Genomic DNA, 17142 nt, shown 5'->3' with positions numbered 1-17142 from the left:
GAGTATGCCCGCCCCCCGGAAATTCACTCGGGAGCAGTTACAGATCGCCGCGCTCGCCCTCGTCGACGACCAAGGGCTCGCCGGCTTGACCATGCGCAGCCTCGCGGCGACATTGGGCACCGGCGCGATGACGATCTACAACTACGTCGACGGCCGTGAGGGGCTCGAGCAGCTCGTCACGGAGGCCGTGATGAACGAAACGCGCTGGGATCACGCACCCTCCGAGGACTGGCGTGCGGAGGTCCTCGCGGTCGCCGAGGGTATGTGGCGTGCCGTGCGCGCCCACCCGCACGCCATCCCGCTGATTCTCACCCGGCGCAGCGTCGATCTGGCGGCACTGCTGCCCGCCGAAGCCCTTCTGCGGGCGCTCGCGCGCAGCGGCAGGTCCGGGGCCGAACTGCTGGTGGCATTTCGTGCGGTGTCCGGATTCGTCACCGGATTCGCCCAGGCCGAACTCGCTGGGCCCTTGTCCCTCGCACGCGGCGAGGATGCCACCACGATCACCGACCGGGTCGCTGCCCTGTCATCCGAGCGGTTTCCCAAACTGATCGAAATCGCCCACGCGGCGGTCACGAGCACCCCCGAAGCCGAGTTCCGAGCCGGGATGCGCATCATCCTCACCGGACTAGAGGCGGGAACGTCCGCCTGCTGACGGCCATGGCGCCGAGGACGGGGAACCGGCCGCAGGGGAAGCGACGGATGCGCAGCGACGTCCGCGCAGGAGGTCGCCTGCGGGGCAATAGGTAAGGTGGAGACGGCGAATCGGTGCTCCGATCTCGTGGCGGCAGGGGGCGATGTGCGATCGATGATGGTGCCCGCCGACGACGGTGCCTTGCTGCACGTCGGCGTCACGGGACACGGTCCGGATGTCGTAGTCCTGTCCGGTGGACCGGGCGGCGTCCATTACCTCGAGGATGACGGGCTCGCGCCACACGGGATGCGGGCGTGGTACCCGGAGCCCAGGGGCGTCGGCCGCTCCCAGGGTGGGCCGCACGACCTCCGCCAGGCAGTCGCCGATATCGAAGCGGTGCGGCGAGCCGGAGGTGTCGACAGCTGGGTAGTGCTCGGCCATTCCTGGGGCTCGGACCTGGCGGTGCGTTACGCGCTGGACCACCCCGACCGAGTCGGGGCCGTTGTCGGCGTCGCCGGGCACGGCCTGCACAAGGACCGCACCTGGTCGCAGGCGTACGAGTCCTCGCGGCATCTGGAAGCCGACATCGACATCGACTGGGACCCAGGCGTCCACGCCGCACTGAGTGCGTCGTTCGTGGAGTGGATCCACGAACCGGATCTGCTCCGCCGACTGGCGGACTCCGATGTGGTCATGACTTTCGTCGCCCCGCAGCACGATATCCGTCCGTCGTGGCCGCTGCGGCAGCTCGCCACATTGGTACCGCACGGCAGGTTCGAGGAACTACCCGGCATGGCCCACAACCTGTGGTCGACCGATCCTGACGTGTGGGTCGACCTCGTCACGAGACTATGCCGCGTACACCTGATCACCGTGTCCGAGTAAGTTCGGTTAGTTGCTGTCATTCGGGCGCGGTGGCGTGACGGACGACTTACTCGATGCGGCAGGACGCGGACGTGAGCTCACCGCTGCGTTGGGGGTATGCCTCAGCCGTTTGTCCAGGGTCGGAGCTTGTTGGGATTGCGTATCGCCCAGAGGCGGGTGATCCGGTCACCGGAAATATCGAACGCGATCACCGTCACGGTGGCACCGGCCTGCTGAATCACGAGTCCGGGCTGTCCGTTCACAGTACGTTCCAGGATCGCCATATCCGGCGCCTTCGCCGCGATGGCGACAACGGCCCGCGCGATCCGCTCGCTTCCGTCGATCGGGTGGAGTTCGGCGCTGACCAGGCCGCCACCGTCGCCGATCGCCGTGGCATCGGGGTCGAGCAGGGCGACAAGGGCGTCGATGTCCTTGGCTTCCCACGCCCGTTTGAAGTCCCGGACGATGTCGGCGCGTTGGAGCGGCGGAACCGCGATGCCCTGCGACGCGCGAACGCGCCGACGCGCCGAGGAAGCCAGCTGGCGACAGGCAGCCGGGCTGCGGCCGACGATCTCGGCCACTTCCGCGAACGAGTAACCGAAGACGTCATGCAGGACGAACGCGACGCGCTCGGCCGGGGTCATCGATTCGAGGACGACCAGGAATGCCATGTTGACAGACTCGTCGAGGGTGACTCGGTCGGCGGGGTCGTCCATGCCGCCACTGGACCATCCGGTGATCCACTCCGTACGCTCCGGCAGCGGCTCGGGGATCCATTCGCCGACATAGCGCTCTCGCCGGGCGCGTGCCGAGCCGAGCAGGTCGAGGCAGATGCGGCCGGCGACCGTCGTCAGCCAGGCGCCGGGGGATTCGATGGCGTCCTGCCGTCGGCGGGGCATGGCGTACCAGCGGGCGTAGGTCTCCTGAACGACATCCTCTGCCTCGGCCAGGGACCCGAGCAGCCGGTACGCGAGATTGATCAGCCGGCGCCGCTCGTCCATGATCGCGCCCAGGCTCGGATCCGCCGAGCCGCCTGCCTGCTCGGATCTGGTGGTCATGGTGTACCGGCTCCTCTGGTCGCGTCCGTCTTCACTGGTTCGACGAGATACCGCACCGATGTGTGACGTTCTCACGACGCACTGTCGCTGTGGTCACGCACCGCATCGGCCACACGCGGACCACGGTTGCGCGGACCTGGAGACCGGCAGGGTGGAACGGGCGGGGAACAAGTCGCTATACGTGCGCGGCGATCCGCCGATCGATCACCGCCAGCGCGAACTCCGCCCAGCGAATGTTCTCCTGCTCGAACGAGATTCCGCGCAGCAGCGTGAGGTAGGGGCCGACGCGTTCGGCCTCGACCAGATACGCCTGCTCGCTGCGGCCGTTCAGCAGCCGCGAGCGAAGGCGTTCGTAGCGGGCCAGTTTCGCCTTCGACCACTCCAGCTTGTCGGCCACCGCGGCGCGCACGGCCGGGGCGTCCTCGACGTCCATGCCTTGCACCTTCACCATCATCTCGTCGCGGATGGCGGTGGGCTTGGCGGGTGCTCGGACGAACTCGTGCAGCGCCGCTCGCCCGGCGGCGGTGATGGCATGCAGGCGCTTGTTGGGGCGGCGCTCCTGCTGCACGACCCTGGTCTCGATGAGGCCATCGGCAGCCATGCGCTCCAGTTCCTTGTAGAGCTGCTGAGGCGTGGCCATCCAGAAATTGGCCACCGAAGCGTCGAAGCCCTTGGCGAGGTCGTAGCCGGACGCTTCGCCCTCCAGCAGGGCGGCCAGTACCGCGTTACGTAGCGCCATCCAGTCAAATTACCACGCATGCGACTATTCAAATATTTGCGCGCCGACTCCTGGACACCGCTGATGATGCGCACTAGCGTTGGGAGTACCTACTCAACTAATTTACTATGGAGGTGGGCGTGCATCCCTTCCGGGCAGCCGTGGAGGCACGGGACGAAGCGGCGATCGAGGCGCTGCTGGCCGACAATGTGGTGTTCACCAGTCCGGTGGCGTTCAAGCCGTATCCGGGCAAGGCCGTGACCGCGGCGATCCTGCGCGCGGTGATCCGCGTTTTCGAGGACTTTCGTTATGTGCGTGAGATCGCCGACGCGAACGGTCGCGACCACGCGTTCGTGTTCGAGGCGAGAGTGGACGGCAAGCAGCTGACCGGCTGCGACTTTCTGCACTTCGACGCGGACGGGAAGATCGACGACTTCATGGTCATGGTGCGGCCGCTGTCGGCCGCGCACGCCCTGGCCGCGCGGATGGGGGAGCAGTTCGAGCGCATCGAGGCCGAGGCCGCCGCGCAGCTCGGGCGTCCGGCGGCGCAGGCGTGAGCGACTTCGACGCGACGGTCATCGGCGCGGACATCGCCGGCTCGAGCACTGCCGCGACCTACTCGCGATACGTCGCCATGGGCGACAGCCAGACCGAAGGCGTCGGCGATCGCGACGACCAAGGCGGCTTACGTGGTCTGGCCGATCGCTTCGCCGAACTGCTCGCCGCGATCAATCCGGATTTGCGCTACGCCAACCTCGCCGTTCGCGGCAAACTCGCTCGAGAGGTCCACGCAGAACAGCTCGGGGCCGCCCTCGCATTACGGCCGGACCTGGTCACCGTGGTCGCCGGAATCAACGACATGCTGCGCCCGGGATTCGACGCCGACGAGGTCGCCGGACACCTCGATGCCATGTTCGCGGCGCTCACCGCCCACGGCGCCGTGGTGGCCACGCTGACCTTCCCCGACGTCACGCGCATCACCCCGCTGGCGCGTCCGATCGGCGGCCGGGTCATCGCACTCAACCATCGCATCCGCGCATGCGCCCAACGGCACGGCGTCATCGTCGCCGAAACGAACCCCCACGCCGTCGTCACCGATCCCCGCCTGTGGAGCCCCGATCGGCTGCACGCGAGCCCGATCGGCCATCAACGCATCGCCGACGCTCTCGCCCACGCGCTGCGGCTGCCCGGCGCCGACGACCGTTGGACCAGCCCGTTGCAACCGGCGCTGCCCGAGCGCGGTGTGTTGGCCGTGGCGGCGAACGAGCTGCGCTGGGCGGCGACTTTCCTCGGCCCTTGGCTGGGGCGACGGCTGACCGGGCGGTCTTCCGGCGACGGCCGTACCGCCAAACGCCCCGACCTGCTGCCCCTTTGCGACCACACGGCCGCTGCGACTGCCGCGACCACGGACCGGTGAACACGGTCCCCGGACGCTGCGAATAGATAACAGAATGCTGCTTCGGATGGATAACAGAATGCTGCGGAGCGTTCTGACTTGTTATAGAAGAAGGGGGAAAGGTGGAGAGAATATTCGACCTGAAGTACGAAAAATTCTCCCTACCGGATACCTATCGACATAGAACAAGTTGAGGAGTAAATATCATACCTGACGGTCAACGTCGCCCGCCCGGGGGGAATCCAACACATATCGGTCCCGATGATTGGACTCCCGATGATATTCAAGAAATTAGTGGCGACCGCCCTGATGGCCATCGCGTCAACGGGCATTGCCATGGCAACGGCACACGGTGAGGGCACCCTGGCAAACCTCACGATGAACGGGGTGGATGGGCCTATCGCCTACACGACAACTCTGGCGGCTGATCACCGCAGCGCAGTCGTCGATCTCGCTTCCGGCAGATTCGAAGTAACGCCGGACGCGGTCAACGTGGTCGCGGACGACGGTGCGATTGTCGGAACGATCCCGACGACACTGCGTATGGAGACCGGCCAGAACTTCAGCGTCACACCGTCGCTCGACCCGTCGGGTAGGACGCTGACGATGACGCCGGCAGGTGGCACACCGTCACCCGCCGCGGTCACACCCGAGGTGCAGGGCCTGATGCACGATGCCCTGCTCGGTGGCGCCTTGCTGGGTGCGGCGATCGGCTGCGCGATCGGCATCGCCATCGGAATCTGGTTCTTCGTCGTCGGCGCCGTCATCGGCTGCGCGGTCGGTGCTGCGGTAGGTGCCTGGTTCGGCTTCTTCTTCACCCCGTTCTGATCGATATCGGGAAGAACCGAATCAAGATAGTCGACACGGCCGAGCGGGCCACGAACCCGCTCGGCTTCGCCATGCGAAATGGTCGTTCGGTCGACGGCCCGATCGCAGTACTCGAGCAGTGCGGTGATCATTGTGTCCGGTGCCGCCGACAGACGAGCAAGCACGGAATTCTCGAACGCTTCCATCAGAAGATGAATCGCGCAGCCGGTCACCACAGTCGACTCCGCCCGATTCGTCGATGAGAACCGAGAAATCTGGATGGTGGTGTAGAACTCGGGGACCGATACGAATACGACCACAATGACGAAGTACTTGCTGCTCGAGCACTACGGGTGCCCCGGTCGACGACGTGCCCATGGACCAGTGGACGCCGCAGGAGTTCTCGGCTCACATGCAATACATGCGCGACTTCGCGGCCCGGCTCGAGGAGACCGCGAGTACGTCGACAGTCAGACGCTCGCCCCCGAGGGCATGTCAGTCCGGTGCGAAGGCGAGGGCCGACCGCCGGTCACCGACGGCCCTTTCGCCGAGACCGAGGACCTCGTCGGCGGCTGGATGGTGAGTGACTCGAGGCGCGGCCGTTCCTGACCGCGCCGCCCATCACGGAGTGACCTCCGAGATGACCTGCCGCGCCAGGCCGCCCGACTCAACGCCCGCCGATAGCTCTGCCGGGCCGCGCTCGAATTGTCCCGACGCACTCGGCGTGGCCCCATGACACCGAGTTCCCCGAGGGATGCTCTCGCATCCGAAGCGTCGTCCATCCCCGCGCGAGCGCACCGAGCCGCGCGCCCGTTCGGAACCGGATCGGCGCGGCGCGACGGATCGGCGCGGCTCGGCGTGACTCCACGGCTTGACCCTGACACTGTGACAAGGACTTGAGTGGTCGACGAAGGAGGTGGTTGTCGTGAACACAACCAACCACGGCGAGCCGGATGCTCGCCTTGTCGACGCTCTCGCCGACACTGATTCGTCGGCTCGGCTGCGGGCGGCGCTATCGGCGGGCACGCTGGGCGATCCCCGTCTCGCGGAGATCCTCGCCGCCCGGTGTGCCGTCGAACCGGATTTCTTCGTCCGGGACATGCTGACCTGGGCGTTGTGCCGGTTGCCACCCGAGATCACGGTACCGAGGCTGCTCGCCGAACTCCGGTCCGACATCGCCCAGGCCCGCAGTCAGGCGCTGCACACGCTGTCGAAGATCGGCGACCGGAGTGCCTGGCCCGCGGTGTCGACACTGCTGCACGACGAACACGACGAGGTCGCGCAAAGCGCGTGGCGGGCCGCCGTGGTGCTCGTTCCGCCCGGCGCGGAGGGCGAACTCGCCGCCGATATGGCGACCGCGCTCGGACGGGGTGACCACCATGTGCAGCTCAGTCTGAGCCGCGCACTGGCGGCGCTCGGAGAGGCCGCCGCGCCGGTTCTGGTTGCCGCGATGGCGAATCCGGATCCACGCGTTCGCGCGCATGCGGAGGCCACCGAGGGGCTGCGTCGTGACCCCGACAGCGGGTTCACCCTCTCGGTGGAAATGGCCAAGCGCGTCGCCGCGACCGGTCCGGACGCATAAAAGGAGACGATGGATGTTGATCGGTGAGGTTTCGCGGCGTTCCGGCGTCAGCACCCGCATGCTGCGCCACTACGACGCGTTCGGTCTGGTGAAACCGACGCTCCGCACATCCGGTGGTTACCGTGAATACTCCGCCGACGACATCCGTCGCCTCTTCCACGTCGAGTGCCTCAGGACTCTCGGGCTGTCGCTGAACGAAGCCAAGCGGGCGCTGGACGAACCCGGTTTCGCTCCGGCCGAATTGGTGGGAGAGCTCATCCGGCACACGCGAGCGCGGATCGCGTCCGAGGAGGAACTGCTCAGGAAGCTCGAGCGCGTCGACGCGGCCGCGCCCGCGCAGTGGGGGGACGTCCTTGGCATCGTCACGTTGTTGCACGCGCTGGAATCGGAGTCCGGAGCCCGCCGTCAGCAAGCGGTGCTGTCGCAGAACGAGCGCACGTCGCTGCCGGTCGAAGCCCTGGTCGAGGCGGCGCTGTCGGAGAACGACCCGAATGTCGCCGGAGCGCTGCGGTGGTCGTTGGCGAGGGCGGCCGGTGAGGGGTTGAAGGACCTGGCCGTCGGTCTGGATTCGGGGGCGGTCGAGGTCCGGCGGCGGGCGACTGTCGCGATAGCGGCAGTGCCCGCCGCGGAGGCGACGATGCTGCTGAGGAGGGCTCTGGACGACCGCGACGCGACGGTGCGAGACCGCGCTGCCCTGGCTCTGGGCTCCCGGCGTGTCGCCGAGGCGATGCCTGCCCTGCTCGAGATGGTCGTCGAGGGGCGGTCCGATGTCGAGGCCGCCGAGATGCTGGGATTGTTGGCGCAGGACGCGGCCTGTGCCGACGACATCGTCCGGGCGATGCGGGACCGGCTCGACAACACTGTCGACGCCCCGACACGTCTGCGGATCACGCAGGCGCTCGCCGAGCTTGCGGGCACCGCGGCACGGGAAGCCCTCATAGCGCTGACTGCCGACGACGACCGGACGATCGCGGCGACCGCGTCCGCGATTCTGCGCTCGAGACCGCCCGAAATCGAGTTCACAGATTCGCTCGGACGTCTCTCAACGTTCGAGGAGGAAGCCCGCCGCCCGTTCCGCAACGATTGATCCCGACTTGCCCTCCGGTCCGAAGTGGTCGAGTCCGTCGATGGTGTCGAGGGTGGCGTGGGGGAGTGTGCGGGCAAGGACGTCGAGTTCTGTACGCGTTGTCGACGGCGTGCGAGTTCCGCGAAGGATCAAGGTCGCGGTGGTGAGGTCGGCGAACTCGTGCAGCCGGTCGTGCTGCGCGGCCAATTGCTCGTGTTCGGCCAGGTTGGCTGCGAGCAGCGGCCGCATTCGCTGCCATCGCCGCCCGCGGAATCCGATGCGTAACGCGGTGCGCAGATACCAGTGGGGCAGCCTGGCAACGAATCCCGGCGCGCCACCGGATCCCTGGATGAAATAGGCGAAGGCGGCGTAGGGGTCGCCCGCGGCCAGCCGCTCACGGTAGGGGGCCATCCATCCGGTGGCTACCTGGCCGCCGGGTACCCCCGGCTCGTAGAGCACGACGCGGTCGAACACCGGTGACGACCGTTCCGTCTCGAGAACGACGAGTCCGCCATAGCTGTGTCCGAACGCCAGCCGCGCGCCGGTTTCAGCTTGCACGGCGAGCACGTCGTCCACTTCCTTTCGCAAGAGGTAGTCCTCCCCGAGTGGGCCGCTCGCGCCGCGCCCGCGTCGTTCGAGGAGATGCACAGTGCAGGACTCGGCCAGTGCCGATGCCAACGGTAGATAGTCCTGCGCGGTGAACAGTGAGCCGCCGATCACGATCACTCCCGGCCCGCTGCCCATGGTTCGGTAGCCGATCGGTGTGCCGTCTGTCGAGACGACCGAGCGCTGCATGGCCGGTGTGACCGGTACGTCGGCATTCATGTGAGGGACTCCAAGCGCTCGAAGGTGGCCAGCAATCGCGCGGTGTGCCGCGCGTATTCGTCGTAGGGCACGCCGCTTTCGGCGACGACTGCCGCCAACCGCTCTTCGAGGCCGCGCTGGGCCGCGGCTACCAGCTCCTGCCCTTTGCCGGTGAGACTGAGCCGGCGGCTTCGTCCGCCTCCCGGGTCGGGGCGCACGTCGAGCAGCCCGTCGGCGGAGAGGACCGCCGCCATGCGACTGACCGACGGTTCCGTCACACCGAGCCGGTCGGCAAGAGTCCGCTGCGTCGAGGCTCCCAACTCGCCCACGAACGTCAATGCCAGAAAGCGGCTGTAGGACACGCCGTGCTCGGCTCGCAGAATGCGGTCCGCCGCTCGATCCAGACGGGCGGTGAGCACGTGCAGGTCGAAGCTCAGAGTCGGTTCCACCTCCATAACTTAGCATGCTAACTTAGCAATGCAAATCGATCGCTCGTTCGATTCGGTCGGGCAATCGTCGAGCAGTGACGCGGGATGCTGGATTCAGCGTTCGTTCGGCGCGTGCGCGGCACCGAGAGGGGGCAGGCCCTCCCGATACGTCGGGTAGGCGGGGGACCAGCCGAGTTCGCGTTCGGCTTTGGCGGTGTCCAGTCGGATGTGACTGCTCACCAGCAGGGCGTGCAGATAAGGTGTCGCCCGTAGCAGCCACCCGGGGATGCGGCGTGGCGGCGGGGCATCGGCCACGGCCGCGAGAGCATCGAGGTAGTCGCCCATATCGACCGGCTCCCGGTCGGCGATGTTGTAGGCCTCGCCTGGCCGGCCACGTGCCAAGGCCGCGAGGGTCGCGGAAGCGGCGTCGGCGATGTGTATCGGGTGCAGGGTCCCGGGTTCGCGCGGCACCGGCAGCCTGCGGCGGCGGAGGCTGTCCATCATCCCGAAGGTGGCCGGTTCCGGCCCGTAGAACAAGCCGTAGCGCAGTGCGATACCGCCGTATCCGAGCACCTGTTCCTCGTTGGAGCGCAGTGAGCGCATATGGGTCTCGAATGGGCCGTGACCGAGGGGCGCGAAAGGATGATCCTCGCTGAGCGGAGCCGGGCCGTGGTTGCACCAGCCGTAGCCGAGGAAGAACGACTGTGTCACGAATTGCCGGGCGCCGACGGTTTCCGCCGCCCGCAGCAGATTGCGGGTGCCCTTGTCACGCAGTTCGTCGGTGGCGTACAGGTCCCGATGCCGGGTCGGTGTCCTGGTGAGCGCGGTGGCCTGGTGGACCACCGCGTCCGCACGCAGACCCGCGACGGCGTTGCGTAGCGCAGCGGCGTCCAGGATGTCCGCGACCACCGGACGAACACCGGACTCGGCGAGGCGATGGCCGCCGGCGGCTGTTCGGGTGAGGCCGAGCACGGTATGGCCGGCCGACCGCAACAGAGGGATCAAAGCGGAGCTGATCGTGCCGGTCGCGCCGGCGAGCAGGATCCTCACGGTTTCACCTCGAGACCGTGGCGGCTGAATTCCGCGTGCGCAGTTCCCGCAGGCGGATGACGAGGCGCGATCATCATCAGCCCGATCCCGATCTGGAAGACGCCCGCGTCGTGCAGGAAATGCTCGTGCTCCGGCCAGTTGGCCCATTCGGCGAAACCAGCCGGGTCGATGCGGCACCAGATCCCGATACCCAGCATCGATGCCGCTGCCACAAGGGTGACGACGGTGACCGAACGATTCATGGTTGCCTCCTTCTCAGGCCGCGAACGCGGTACCGAACTGGAGACGACATGGGCCGTCGGGGTGTGATGGGGCCTCGCGTGTGATCTGGGCAACATACCCGCGTCCGGAGGCGGCGAACGCGGATGAAGCCGCGCGATCGGTCGGTCCGATCGACGACTTGAAGGCGACGGCGATCGGCGAGAATTGCCGTCAGCCGCGAAGTTTGCCGAGCAACCAGCTGCCGACACCTTCCGGATTCTCGTCGAAGTAATAGTCGTGGATGGCTTGCAGCAGATCCTCGGTGGTGACGAAGCCGTCGCCGTCGGTGTCGAGCCTGCGGTGGATTTCGCGGGCATCGCCGGCAGGCAGGTGCATGAGCGCCCCCGTCCAGCGGGCGTAGTCCTCGGCATTCAGTTTGCCGTCGCCGTCGCCGTCGGCGATCGCCATGATCGCCGAGAGGAACGGTCGATAGCCCTGGTCGAATGATTCCTCGGTCACCAGCAGGCCTTCCGCGAAAGCCTGCTTGTACTCGGCGAGATCGACCGATCCGTCGATGTCCACATCGCCCACCGATGCCAGGCGGCCCCACAGCTGCAAGCTCAGTTGCAGCAACTGGTGCGCGGCAGGCGAATCCGGTTCGTGGCCGAACTCCACGGCCACCGCGCGCGCCGAACTCTCGAAATCGCTGCGCTCGATCCGGCCGTCTCCGTCGAAATCGAACGTCTCGAACCGCCGCTCCAGCTTGCGCGTCAAGAACTCGCTGATCTCCATGCCTGTCCCGTCCACTCGAGTCCATCATCGCCACCGTGGCCGGTCGGCCACCAGCGGAATTCTCCGCTGATTCCGACCGCGCCACGCCACGAAACCGTTTTCCCGGTGGACATTTCGTGATCAACTCTCGCCGGTGGGACCGTGGTCTACGGACGGACATCATTGAATCAGGCGCGCCTGGCCGCCCTGTCGTGGTCTCCCGCCGCGCGGGAACCGGGTACCTGTAAGGCGAAGTGGCAACTGCCGCAGACGGTAATGGCCGCAGCGGCAAGCGATCTCGGCATCCGATCCTCGGGCTGGTCTGCTCCGGCTTCGGAGGGAGCCTCGAACTCCGCACGGCGAGCGGACTCACCGCCGCCGAGGTCGCCCTGCGGTGCGTGGCATGTCAGTCGATAACAGCGGTGGCCTCGACCTCCACCAGCAGGTCGGGCTCACCCAGCGCAGCGACCCCCAGCAGGGTGATCGGTTTGACTGGATCGACACCCAACTTCGCGGCCGCCCTGGCCACGCCTTCGCCGAGCAACGGCATCTTGTCGGGGGACCAGTCGACTACATAGATGGTCAGTTTCGCCACATCATCGAACGATCCGCCGATCCCGGCCATGGCCGTACCGACATTGAGATAGGCCTGCTCGACCTGTGCGGCCAGATCTCCCTCGCCGACGGGCTTTCCGGTAGCGTCGCGGGCCACCTGCCCGGCCAGGAACACCAGCCTCGAGCCGGTGGCGATCGATAACTGCCGGTACACCTCGGGTTTCGGCAATCCGTCCGGGTTGACCATTTCCACGGCCATAACGCACTCCTCACTCACGCAAGATCGACGATTCTGAACATAGCATCGCTATGTAATGTGGTGCCGTGGTCAGAACGAAAGATCCGGCGGTCCGCACCCAGCTGATCGAGCGGGCGGCGCGCATGCTTCGAGCCCGGGAACCGATCACTCTGCGATCGGTCGTCGCGGGAACCGGTTTGTCGACCATGGCCGTCTACACCTACTTCGGGGGGATGGAGGGCCTGTGGCAGGCGATGCGCCAGGAAGGGTTCACTCGCCTGGCGGCCGAGCTCAACGCGGTCACCCTGACGGCGGACCCGGTCCGAGACCTCGCCGCCCTCGGGGCCGCGTACCTCTCCAACGCCCTTGCCGGTCCGGGCCTCTACCGGGTCATGTTCGACGCCGACTTCGCACTCGAAGACCCCGCCGCCGCCGACGAAACCCTGCACTGCCTGGTGCGCGCCGTCGAACGGGCGAAAACCATCGGACGGTTCCGCTCCGACGTCGACCCCCAGGCTCTCGCTACCCAGAGTTGGGCCATCGGCCATGGACTGGTGTCCCTCGTGGCAACCGGCCCCTTACCGCGCGAAGCGCTCGATTACGGCGCACCCATGCTCACCGCTCTTTTCACCAGCGGCGGCGACGACCCCGACACCTGCCACCGATCAGTCGAACTCGGCTGGACCCCGAGCCACCCCCGGAATGACTCCCGCTGACGGGAGGAAGGCGGCGATGCGGTCGATGCCGCGAGTGGCGTGGGTGTCGGTTTCGTCCAAGACGGCAGAGCTCTCCGCCCGTAGGCTCCGAGCCGGTATCAACTGACCACCGGCGATCTCCGCCGTCCGTTCTCTGGAGGATTTTGTGACACGCGAACTGGTCTACACGGGCTTCATGTCGCTCGACGGAGTAGTCGACTCGCCAGGCGGCGCGGTCGAGGGACATCGCAGCGGCGGCTGGGTGATGGACACCGAGTTCGTGCCCGAGGCCTACTCGCTCAAGGGGGAGGAACTCGCCGAGACCACGGCGCTGATGTTCGGCCGACGCAGCTACGAGGCGTTCGCCCCGATGTGGCCCGCTTCGGAAGATCATGTCGCGTACAAGGAACTCCCCAAGTACATCGTCTCGACCAGCCTCACCGACGACGCCCTGATCGACGGATGGGGTCCGATCACGATCCTGCGGTCGATCGAGGATGTCGCCGAACTGAAGCAGGGCGACGGCGGCGCGATCTTCATCCACGGCAGCGCCGAACTGGCCAGGCGCCTGTCGGACGCCGATCTGATCGACCGGTACAACCTGCTCGTGTTCCCGGTGCTGCTGGGGGCGGGCAAAAGCCTGTTCAGCACCGCCGACCGGGACAAGCAGCAGCTACGCCTCGAGGAGTCGGCGACCTACTCGAACGGAGTGGCCAAACTCGTCTACAAAGTCGTTCGCTGAAGCGGGATCGAGCGCGATCGCACCGCCCACGCCCCCGCGCAGCTGCCGTGCCGTGCGCCCGACGTACCGTCGCAGCGCGCGGGCAAGATGGGGTTCGTCGTAATACCCGAGCAGGCCGGCGACATCGCTGTCGGCCTCACCTGAGCTCAGCAGTGCCGCCGCGGTGCGGACGCGCGCGATTTGCCGCACCGCGCCTCGGGTGAGGCCCGTCGCCGCTCGGAAGCGGCGCTCGAGCGTCCGATCGGAAACCGCTGGACGGTGGCCCCGCAGAGCCTCCGTTACCAAGCGATCATGGATCACGACTCCGCCTCGGACGAGTCGGTCGACGAGCGCCTCGGCATCGTCCGGGTGCGGCGTCTCCCAGCGAGCACCGTCGAGCCAGAAGGTCCGGGCGGTTACCTCGGGCAAGACGATCCCGCTGTCGAGCAGGGAAGGAGCGGCCACCGCGCGAAGGGACGTGCCGACCGCGAACTGGATACCGACAAAGGTCGCGCCTTCAGGCACAGGGGCAGTGCTGGTGCGGCTCTCGGGACCGGTGACGCACGCGTACGCTGTGCCTTCCTGTTCCCAGAAGACCAGCCCCCAGGTCTCGGTCGCCACAGCGGTCATCTCAGCGACCTGCTCGCTCCGGCAGGTCCACACCGACGCGATCCACGGCGAATCCGACGCACGTGTCTCGAACAGCAATCCCACGACGGCATCCTAATCCGAGGACAGGGCCGCACCTGAAGCGTTCTGTGACGGTCCCGATGTGTGGTTTCTCGGCGGTTTTCGGGGGTCTAGCGGGGGTATGTCGCCGAAGTAATGGCTGTCCCCGCGGAGGTCGGGGCACTGGGCGAGTGAGAGGAGGGGTGCAGGGTGGGCGTTTCGATATTGAATCCGGCACACGCCGGTCGATCCGTGGACCGCGGTGTTGTCGAGTTGGACCTCGGGGTCGTGCCGTTGAGGCAGGTCCGGGCGGAGGTGCGGCGTCTGCTCGAGCCGCTCGCCGGTGTCGGGGTGGAGGACGCGGTACAGGTGTGTGACGAGTTGGCAGGCAACGCGGTCGTGCATGCGCGGGCGCCGCGTGGCTGCCGGTTGATCGTGGCCGGCCGCGACCGGTTCCGTGTGGAGGTCGATGACGGCTCGCCCGCGCCGGCGCGGATCCGTCGGCCCGATCACACCGGCGGGCGCGGGTTGCTCCTGGTCGACCAGCTCGCAACCTGCTGGGGTGTCGACTACCACGACGGCGGCAAAACGGTGTGGGCCGAACTCGGTCCGCGCTGCGGCGGCTGGTGAGGTTCCGCGGCGTGGGTCTGGGCGCGATGTTCCTCGGGATGAGGCGGACCGGACGAGTCACCGGCCAGGCACCCCCGGCGGCTGTGCCATCGCGAGTTCCCCCCGTCGGGCAGCGCGCCACCACCGCTGTCCGGAGTCGATGCCACGCCGGATCTTGCGTACAGCGGATACCTGCGTGAGCAGGTGTAGCTGATATCGCCACGGCATTTGCAGCCCGTGTCGAGCCGCCATCGCATAGGCGAACTGCACGGCGCTGCGGTCGAGGTACCGGTCGGCGTGTTCGAACCAGGCCATGCTGGAACGGGCGGCGGCCTGTATCGGGCGCAGTGCAGCGCGCCGCTGCGCATCGTAGTTCTCCAGCGCGTCGGCTACCTCGGCATGCTCGTACAGGTTCTGTGCGAGGACGACGGCGTCGATGATCGCCAACCGGGTGCCCGAACCGATGGTGAAGTGCGTGGTGTGTGCTGCGTCGCCGAGCAGCACCACGTTGTCGTGATACCAGGTCTTGTTGGTTACCTCGGAAAATCGGCTCCACCTAGCGAACTCGCCTCGTGTCTTGCTGAGCAACGAGTGACCGTCGAGAAGGCGCGTGAATATGTTCTCCAAGACACGCAGGTTCTCCAGGTTGTCCAACGAATCGAATCCCAGTCCATGCCAAGTCTGCGGTTGGCACTCGACGATGCAGGTGCTGATCTTTTCGGCGACCGACGGGTAGGCATGGAACCAGATCCAACCGGCCGCGGTGTGTTCGAAGGCGAAGGTGAATCGGGTGAAGACCTTGTCCGTACCGAGCCAGAGATACCGGTTCTCGCCGAAGGTGACCGACGTGCCGAAACGATGATCACCCAGCTGCCGTACCCGGCTGTTCGCGCCGTCGGAGGCGACGATGAGATCGGTGTCGTCGAAGCCGGACAGATCGTGGACCTCTCGCCCGTGCTGGACATCGACGCCCAGGTCGCTCGCCCGTCGGGAAAGTACGTCGAGCAATGCCGCCCGTCCCATGCTGAATCCGTAGCCCCCGAAGTGCGCGGTCTGGTTGTCGCGCACGTGGATTGCCTGTTCACGCCAGATGACGGACCCGGCACGCACCGCCTGGGCGCTGTCGGGGTCATTCCGATACAGAATGTCGAGCAGGTCGTCCCAATACACGACGCCCCAGCCATAGGTGGACCCGGGGGGATCGCGGTCGATCACCGTGATGTCATGGGCTGGGTCGCGCCGTTTCATCGAGATAGCGAAGTACAAGCCGGCCGGCCCACCACCGATACACACGATCTTCATCTCGTCACCAGCTGCAGCACGGTCGGTCGAACCTGGCTTCACATGATCGGTCCTCGATGCAACCGAGCCCGGCACGCTGTGCGTGTCCGGGCTCGATCACCGGCGCTAGAAGCTGCCCCAGCCGCCCCAGCCACCCCAGCCGGGTGGGTTCCACCAATTCCCCCAGCCGGGATTCCATCCCCAGCCAGGGCCATTACCCCAACCGCGCCCGTCACCCCAACCGGGGCCGCGACCCCAGCCTTGGCCTCGACCCCAACCCCAACCTGGGCTGTTACCCCAGCCGGGGCTGTCGACGAGTTGGGTTGCGGACGTGGGCGTCGTTGCTTGCGCGGTAGGCGCTTGCGCCGCGGCTGCGACAACCGGAATCGCAGCAACTGCGGCCATACCGGCGGCGGCCGCCAACCGGGCCAACTTCGTGTGTGAATTCTTTCTCTCGAACATGATAGGGCTCCAGATACAGTCCCGACCTGCTCGAAGTCTACGCGTTTTCGGCGGACTCCAGAAGCCGCCGCGTTGACTAATATATATTGCTCGCCACATTTCCCACGCGGCCTAATCCAAGGATGCCCGTGTACTCCGTGGCGACGGTAGCCGGCGGTGAAGGGAGCCCGCGACAGCGGCCGTCCGGCTCGGATGAGCCGCGGACGGCGGCGGCAGGGAAGATCACATAATCGGCAACTGGATCCGGAAAACCGGGAAACGAAACATCGTCCAGATTTCGGATCGCAGGCCAACGAATTAACCAAACGCAACGTTCACATGGAACGGACACCCGTCTTTCATGGATGCGCTCGTCAGGGCATACCCGGCTCGGCTTTTTGCCAAGTCCTTTGTACATCACTGTTCCAATTGGCCGGTCCCCGATAATGCGACCACCCGGGAGTAGAGCCCGGGTTGTTCGTCAGTTGTCAGTTGATCCCGCAGTCCACCGGGTGGTGGGTGTGGGTGCAGGCCGCAGCGTACTCAGCCGGTGTCCG

Annotated in this window: 20 protein-coding genes and 1 pseudogene; 11 read left to right on the top strand and 10 right to left on the bottom strand. The window is 66.7% G+C overall.

Annotated elements, in window-relative coordinates:
- Window positions 1-4 precede the first annotated feature (4 nt).
- Both M8859_RS27635 and M8859_RS27630 read left to right on the top strand, forming a co-directional pair.
- Window positions 5-652 carry a TetR/AcrR family transcriptional regulator gene (locus M8859_RS27635; RefSeq protein ID WP_159926514.1) on the top strand — a complete coding sequence of 216 codons (648 nt, stop codon included), beginning with the start codon at window positions 5-7 and terminating at the stop codon, window positions 650-652.
- Window positions 653-805: 153 nt separating this feature from the next.
- Complete coding sequence (locus M8859_RS27630; protein ID WP_249645040.1) at window positions 806-1516, top strand: alpha/beta fold hydrolase; 711 nt, start codon at window positions 806-808, stop codon at window positions 1514-1516.
- Between the two features lie 101 nt (window positions 1517-1617).
- On the opposite strand, the gene sigJ is transcribed toward M8859_RS27630, so the two are convergent.
- Together sigJ and M8859_RS27620 are read right to left on the bottom strand one after the other, a co-directional pair.
- Window positions 1618-2553, bottom strand: a complete 936-nt coding sequence (sigJ, locus tag M8859_RS27625) for an RNA polymerase sigma factor SigJ (RefSeq protein WP_195071469.1) — start codon at window positions 2551-2553, stop codon at window positions 1618-1620.
- Window positions 2554-2728: 175 nt separating this feature from the next.
- A complete protein-coding gene (locus M8859_RS27620; RefSeq protein WP_159926518.1) occupies window positions 2729-3292 on the bottom strand; it encodes a PadR family transcriptional regulator in 564 nt (187 codons plus the stop codon).
- 119 nt (window positions 3293-3411) lie between these two features.
- On the opposite strand from M8859_RS27620, the gene M8859_RS27615 reads away from it, so the two are divergent.
- From M8859_RS27615 to M8859_RS27590, 6 genes and pseudogenes are all read left to right on the top strand, one after another.
- Window positions 3412-3828 (top strand): nuclear transport factor 2 family protein, encoded by a 417-nt coding sequence (locus tag M8859_RS27615; protein ID WP_159926580.1) that lies wholly within the window; start codon window positions 3412-3414, stop codon window positions 3826-3828.
- On the top strand, window positions 3825-4688 hold the full coding sequence (locus tag M8859_RS27610) for an SGNH/GDSL hydrolase family protein (RefSeq protein ID WP_249645039.1): 864 nt from the start codon (window positions 3825-3827) through the stop codon (window positions 4686-4688). Before M8859_RS27615 ends, M8859_RS27610 begins: the two co-directional genes overlap by 4 nt.
- Window positions 4689-5003: 315 nt before the next feature.
- Window positions 5004-5495: a DUF8020 domain-containing protein gene (locus M8859_RS27605; protein WP_223516195.1), complete on the top strand. Its 492-nt coding sequence runs from the start codon at window positions 5004-5006 to the stop codon at window positions 5493-5495.
- Window positions 5496-5795: 300 nt separating this feature from the next.
- Window positions 5796-6062, top strand: a pseudogene (locus tag M8859_RS27600) (YciI family protein); the annotation flags it as partial.
- A gap of 328 nt (window positions 6063-6390) precedes the next feature.
- Entirely contained in the window at window positions 6391-7056 is a 666-nt protein-coding gene (locus tag M8859_RS27595; RefSeq protein ID WP_195071470.1) for a HEAT repeat domain-containing protein, read from the top strand.
- A gap of 13 nt (window positions 7057-7069) precedes the next feature.
- The gene (locus M8859_RS27590) at window positions 7070-8143 is read left to right on the top strand and encodes a MerR family transcriptional regulator (RefSeq protein ID WP_159926522.1); all 1074 of its coding nucleotides are present in this window, start codon (window positions 7070-7072) and stop codon (window positions 8141-8143) included.
- On the opposite strand, the gene M8859_RS27585 is transcribed toward M8859_RS27590, so the two are convergent.
- The 6 genes from M8859_RS27585 to M8859_RS27560 all read right to left on the bottom strand — a co-directional run bounded on the left by M8859_RS27585 (window position 8099) and on the right by M8859_RS27560 (window position 12190).
- On the bottom strand, window positions 8099-8947 hold the full coding sequence (locus tag M8859_RS27585) for an alpha/beta fold hydrolase (protein WP_159926524.1): 849 nt from the start codon (window positions 8945-8947) through the stop codon (window positions 8099-8101). The genes M8859_RS27590 and M8859_RS27585 overlap by 45 nt on opposite strands.
- Window positions 8944-9381 carry a MarR family winged helix-turn-helix transcriptional regulator gene (locus tag M8859_RS27580; protein WP_159926526.1) on the bottom strand — a complete coding sequence of 146 codons (438 nt, stop codon included), beginning with the start codon at window positions 9379-9381 and terminating at the stop codon, window positions 8944-8946. Before M8859_RS27580 ends, M8859_RS27585 begins: the two co-directional genes overlap by 4 nt.
- Before the next feature lie 87 nt (window positions 9382-9468).
- Window positions 9469-10404 (bottom strand): NAD-dependent epimerase/dehydratase family protein, encoded by a 936-nt coding sequence (locus M8859_RS27575; protein WP_159926528.1) that lies wholly within the window; start codon window positions 10402-10404, stop codon window positions 9469-9471.
- Window positions 10401-10646: a hypothetical protein gene (locus M8859_RS27570; protein WP_159926530.1), complete on the bottom strand. Its 246-nt coding sequence runs from the start codon at window positions 10644-10646 to the stop codon at window positions 10401-10403. Before M8859_RS27570 ends, M8859_RS27575 begins: the two co-directional genes overlap by 4 nt.
- 190 nt (window positions 10647-10836) lie before the next feature.
- Window positions 10837-11412, bottom strand: a complete 576-nt coding sequence (locus tag M8859_RS27565; protein WP_249645038.1) for an EF-hand domain-containing protein — start codon at window positions 11410-11412, stop codon at window positions 10837-10839.
- A gap of 370 nt (window positions 11413-11782) precedes the next feature.
- Window positions 11783-12190, bottom strand: coding sequence for a RidA family protein (locus tag M8859_RS27560; protein WP_159930482.1), 408 nt, complete (start codon window positions 12188-12190; stop codon window positions 11783-11785).
- A gap of 65 nt (window positions 12191-12255) precedes the next feature.
- Between M8859_RS27560 and M8859_RS27555 the strand changes: the two genes are divergently transcribed.
- The gene (locus M8859_RS27555; protein WP_249645037.1) at window positions 12256-12885 is read left to right on the top strand and encodes a TetR/AcrR family transcriptional regulator; all 630 of its coding nucleotides are present in this window, start codon (window positions 12256-12258) and stop codon (window positions 12883-12885) included.
- 145 nt (window positions 12886-13030) lie between these two features.
- Window positions 13031-13606 carry a dihydrofolate reductase family protein gene (locus M8859_RS27550; protein WP_249645036.1) on the top strand — a complete coding sequence of 192 codons (576 nt, stop codon included), beginning with the start codon at window positions 13031-13033 and terminating at the stop codon, window positions 13604-13606.
- Here the strand turns inward: M8859_RS27550 and M8859_RS27545 are convergent.
- Window positions 13538-14215: a helix-turn-helix domain-containing protein gene (locus M8859_RS27545; protein ID WP_249645074.1), complete on the bottom strand. Its 678-nt coding sequence runs from the start codon at window positions 14213-14215 to the stop codon at window positions 13538-13540. The genes M8859_RS27550 and M8859_RS27545 overlap by 69 nt on opposite strands.
- A 291-nt stretch (window positions 14216-14506) precedes the next feature.
- On the opposite strand from M8859_RS27545, the gene M8859_RS27540 reads away from it, so the two are divergent.
- Window positions 14507-14884 (top strand): ATP-binding protein, encoded by a 378-nt coding sequence (locus M8859_RS27540; protein WP_195141337.1) that lies wholly within the window; start codon window positions 14507-14509, stop codon window positions 14882-14884.
- A 57-nt stretch (window positions 14885-14941) separates the two neighbouring features.
- On the opposite strand, the gene M8859_RS27535 is transcribed toward M8859_RS27540, so the two are convergent.
- A complete protein-coding gene (locus tag M8859_RS27535) occupies window positions 14942-16111 on the bottom strand; it encodes an FAD-dependent monooxygenase (RefSeq protein WP_249645035.1) in 1170 nt (389 codons plus the stop codon).
- Between the last annotated feature and the right edge of the window lie 1031 nt (window positions 16112-17142).

The organism is Nocardia sputi, from assembly GCF_023501985.1.
Note: the sequence above shows the minus strand (reverse complement) of the source record. Positions and strands in the feature narration are given on the sequence as shown.

Bases quoted from the DNA above. Each gene is read 5' to 3' on its own strand.
- M8859_RS27635 (WP_159926514.1), top strand. From the start codon at position 5: ATGCCCGCCCCCCGGAAATTCACTCGGGAGCAGTTACAGATCGCCGCG.
- M8859_RS27630 (WP_249645040.1), top strand. From the start codon at position 806: ATGATGGTGCCCGCCGACGACGGTGCCTTGCTGCACGTCGGCGTCACG.
- sigJ (WP_195071469.1), bottom strand. From the start codon at position 2,553: ATGACCACCAGATCCGAGCAGGCAGGCGGCTCGGCGGATCCGAGCCTG.
- M8859_RS27620 (WP_159926518.1), bottom strand. From the start codon at position 3,292: ATGGCGCTACGTAACGCGGTACTGGCCGCCCTGCTGGAGGGCGAAGCG.
- M8859_RS27605 (WP_223516195.1), top strand. From the start codon at position 5,004: ATGGCAACGGCACACGGTGAGGGCACCCTGGCAAACCTCACGATGAAC.
- M8859_RS27590 (WP_159926522.1), top strand. From the start codon at position 7,070: ATGTTGATCGGTGAGGTTTCGCGGCGTTCCGGCGTCAGCACCCGCATG.
- M8859_RS27585 (WP_159926524.1), bottom strand. From the start codon at position 8,947: ATGAATGCCGACGTACCGGTCACACCGGCCATGCAGCGCTCGGTCGTC.
- M8859_RS27580 (WP_159926526.1), bottom strand. From the start codon at position 9,381: ATGGAGGTGGAACCGACTCTGAGCTTCGACCTGCACGTGCTCACCGCC.
- M8859_RS27570 (WP_159926530.1), bottom strand. From the start codon at position 10,646: ATGAATCGTTCGGTCACCGTCGTCACCCTTGTGGCAGCGGCATCGATG.
- M8859_RS27560 (WP_159930482.1), bottom strand. From the start codon at position 12,190: ATGGCCGTGGAAATGGTCAACCCGGACGGATTGCCGAAACCCGAGGTG.
- M8859_RS27545 (WP_249645074.1), bottom strand. From the start codon at position 14,215: ATGACCGCTGTGGCGACCGAGACCTGGGGGCTGGTCTTCTGGGAACAG.
- M8859_RS27535 (WP_249645035.1), bottom strand. From the start codon at position 16,111: ATGAAACGGCGCGACCCAGCCCATGACATCACGGTGATCGACCGCGAT.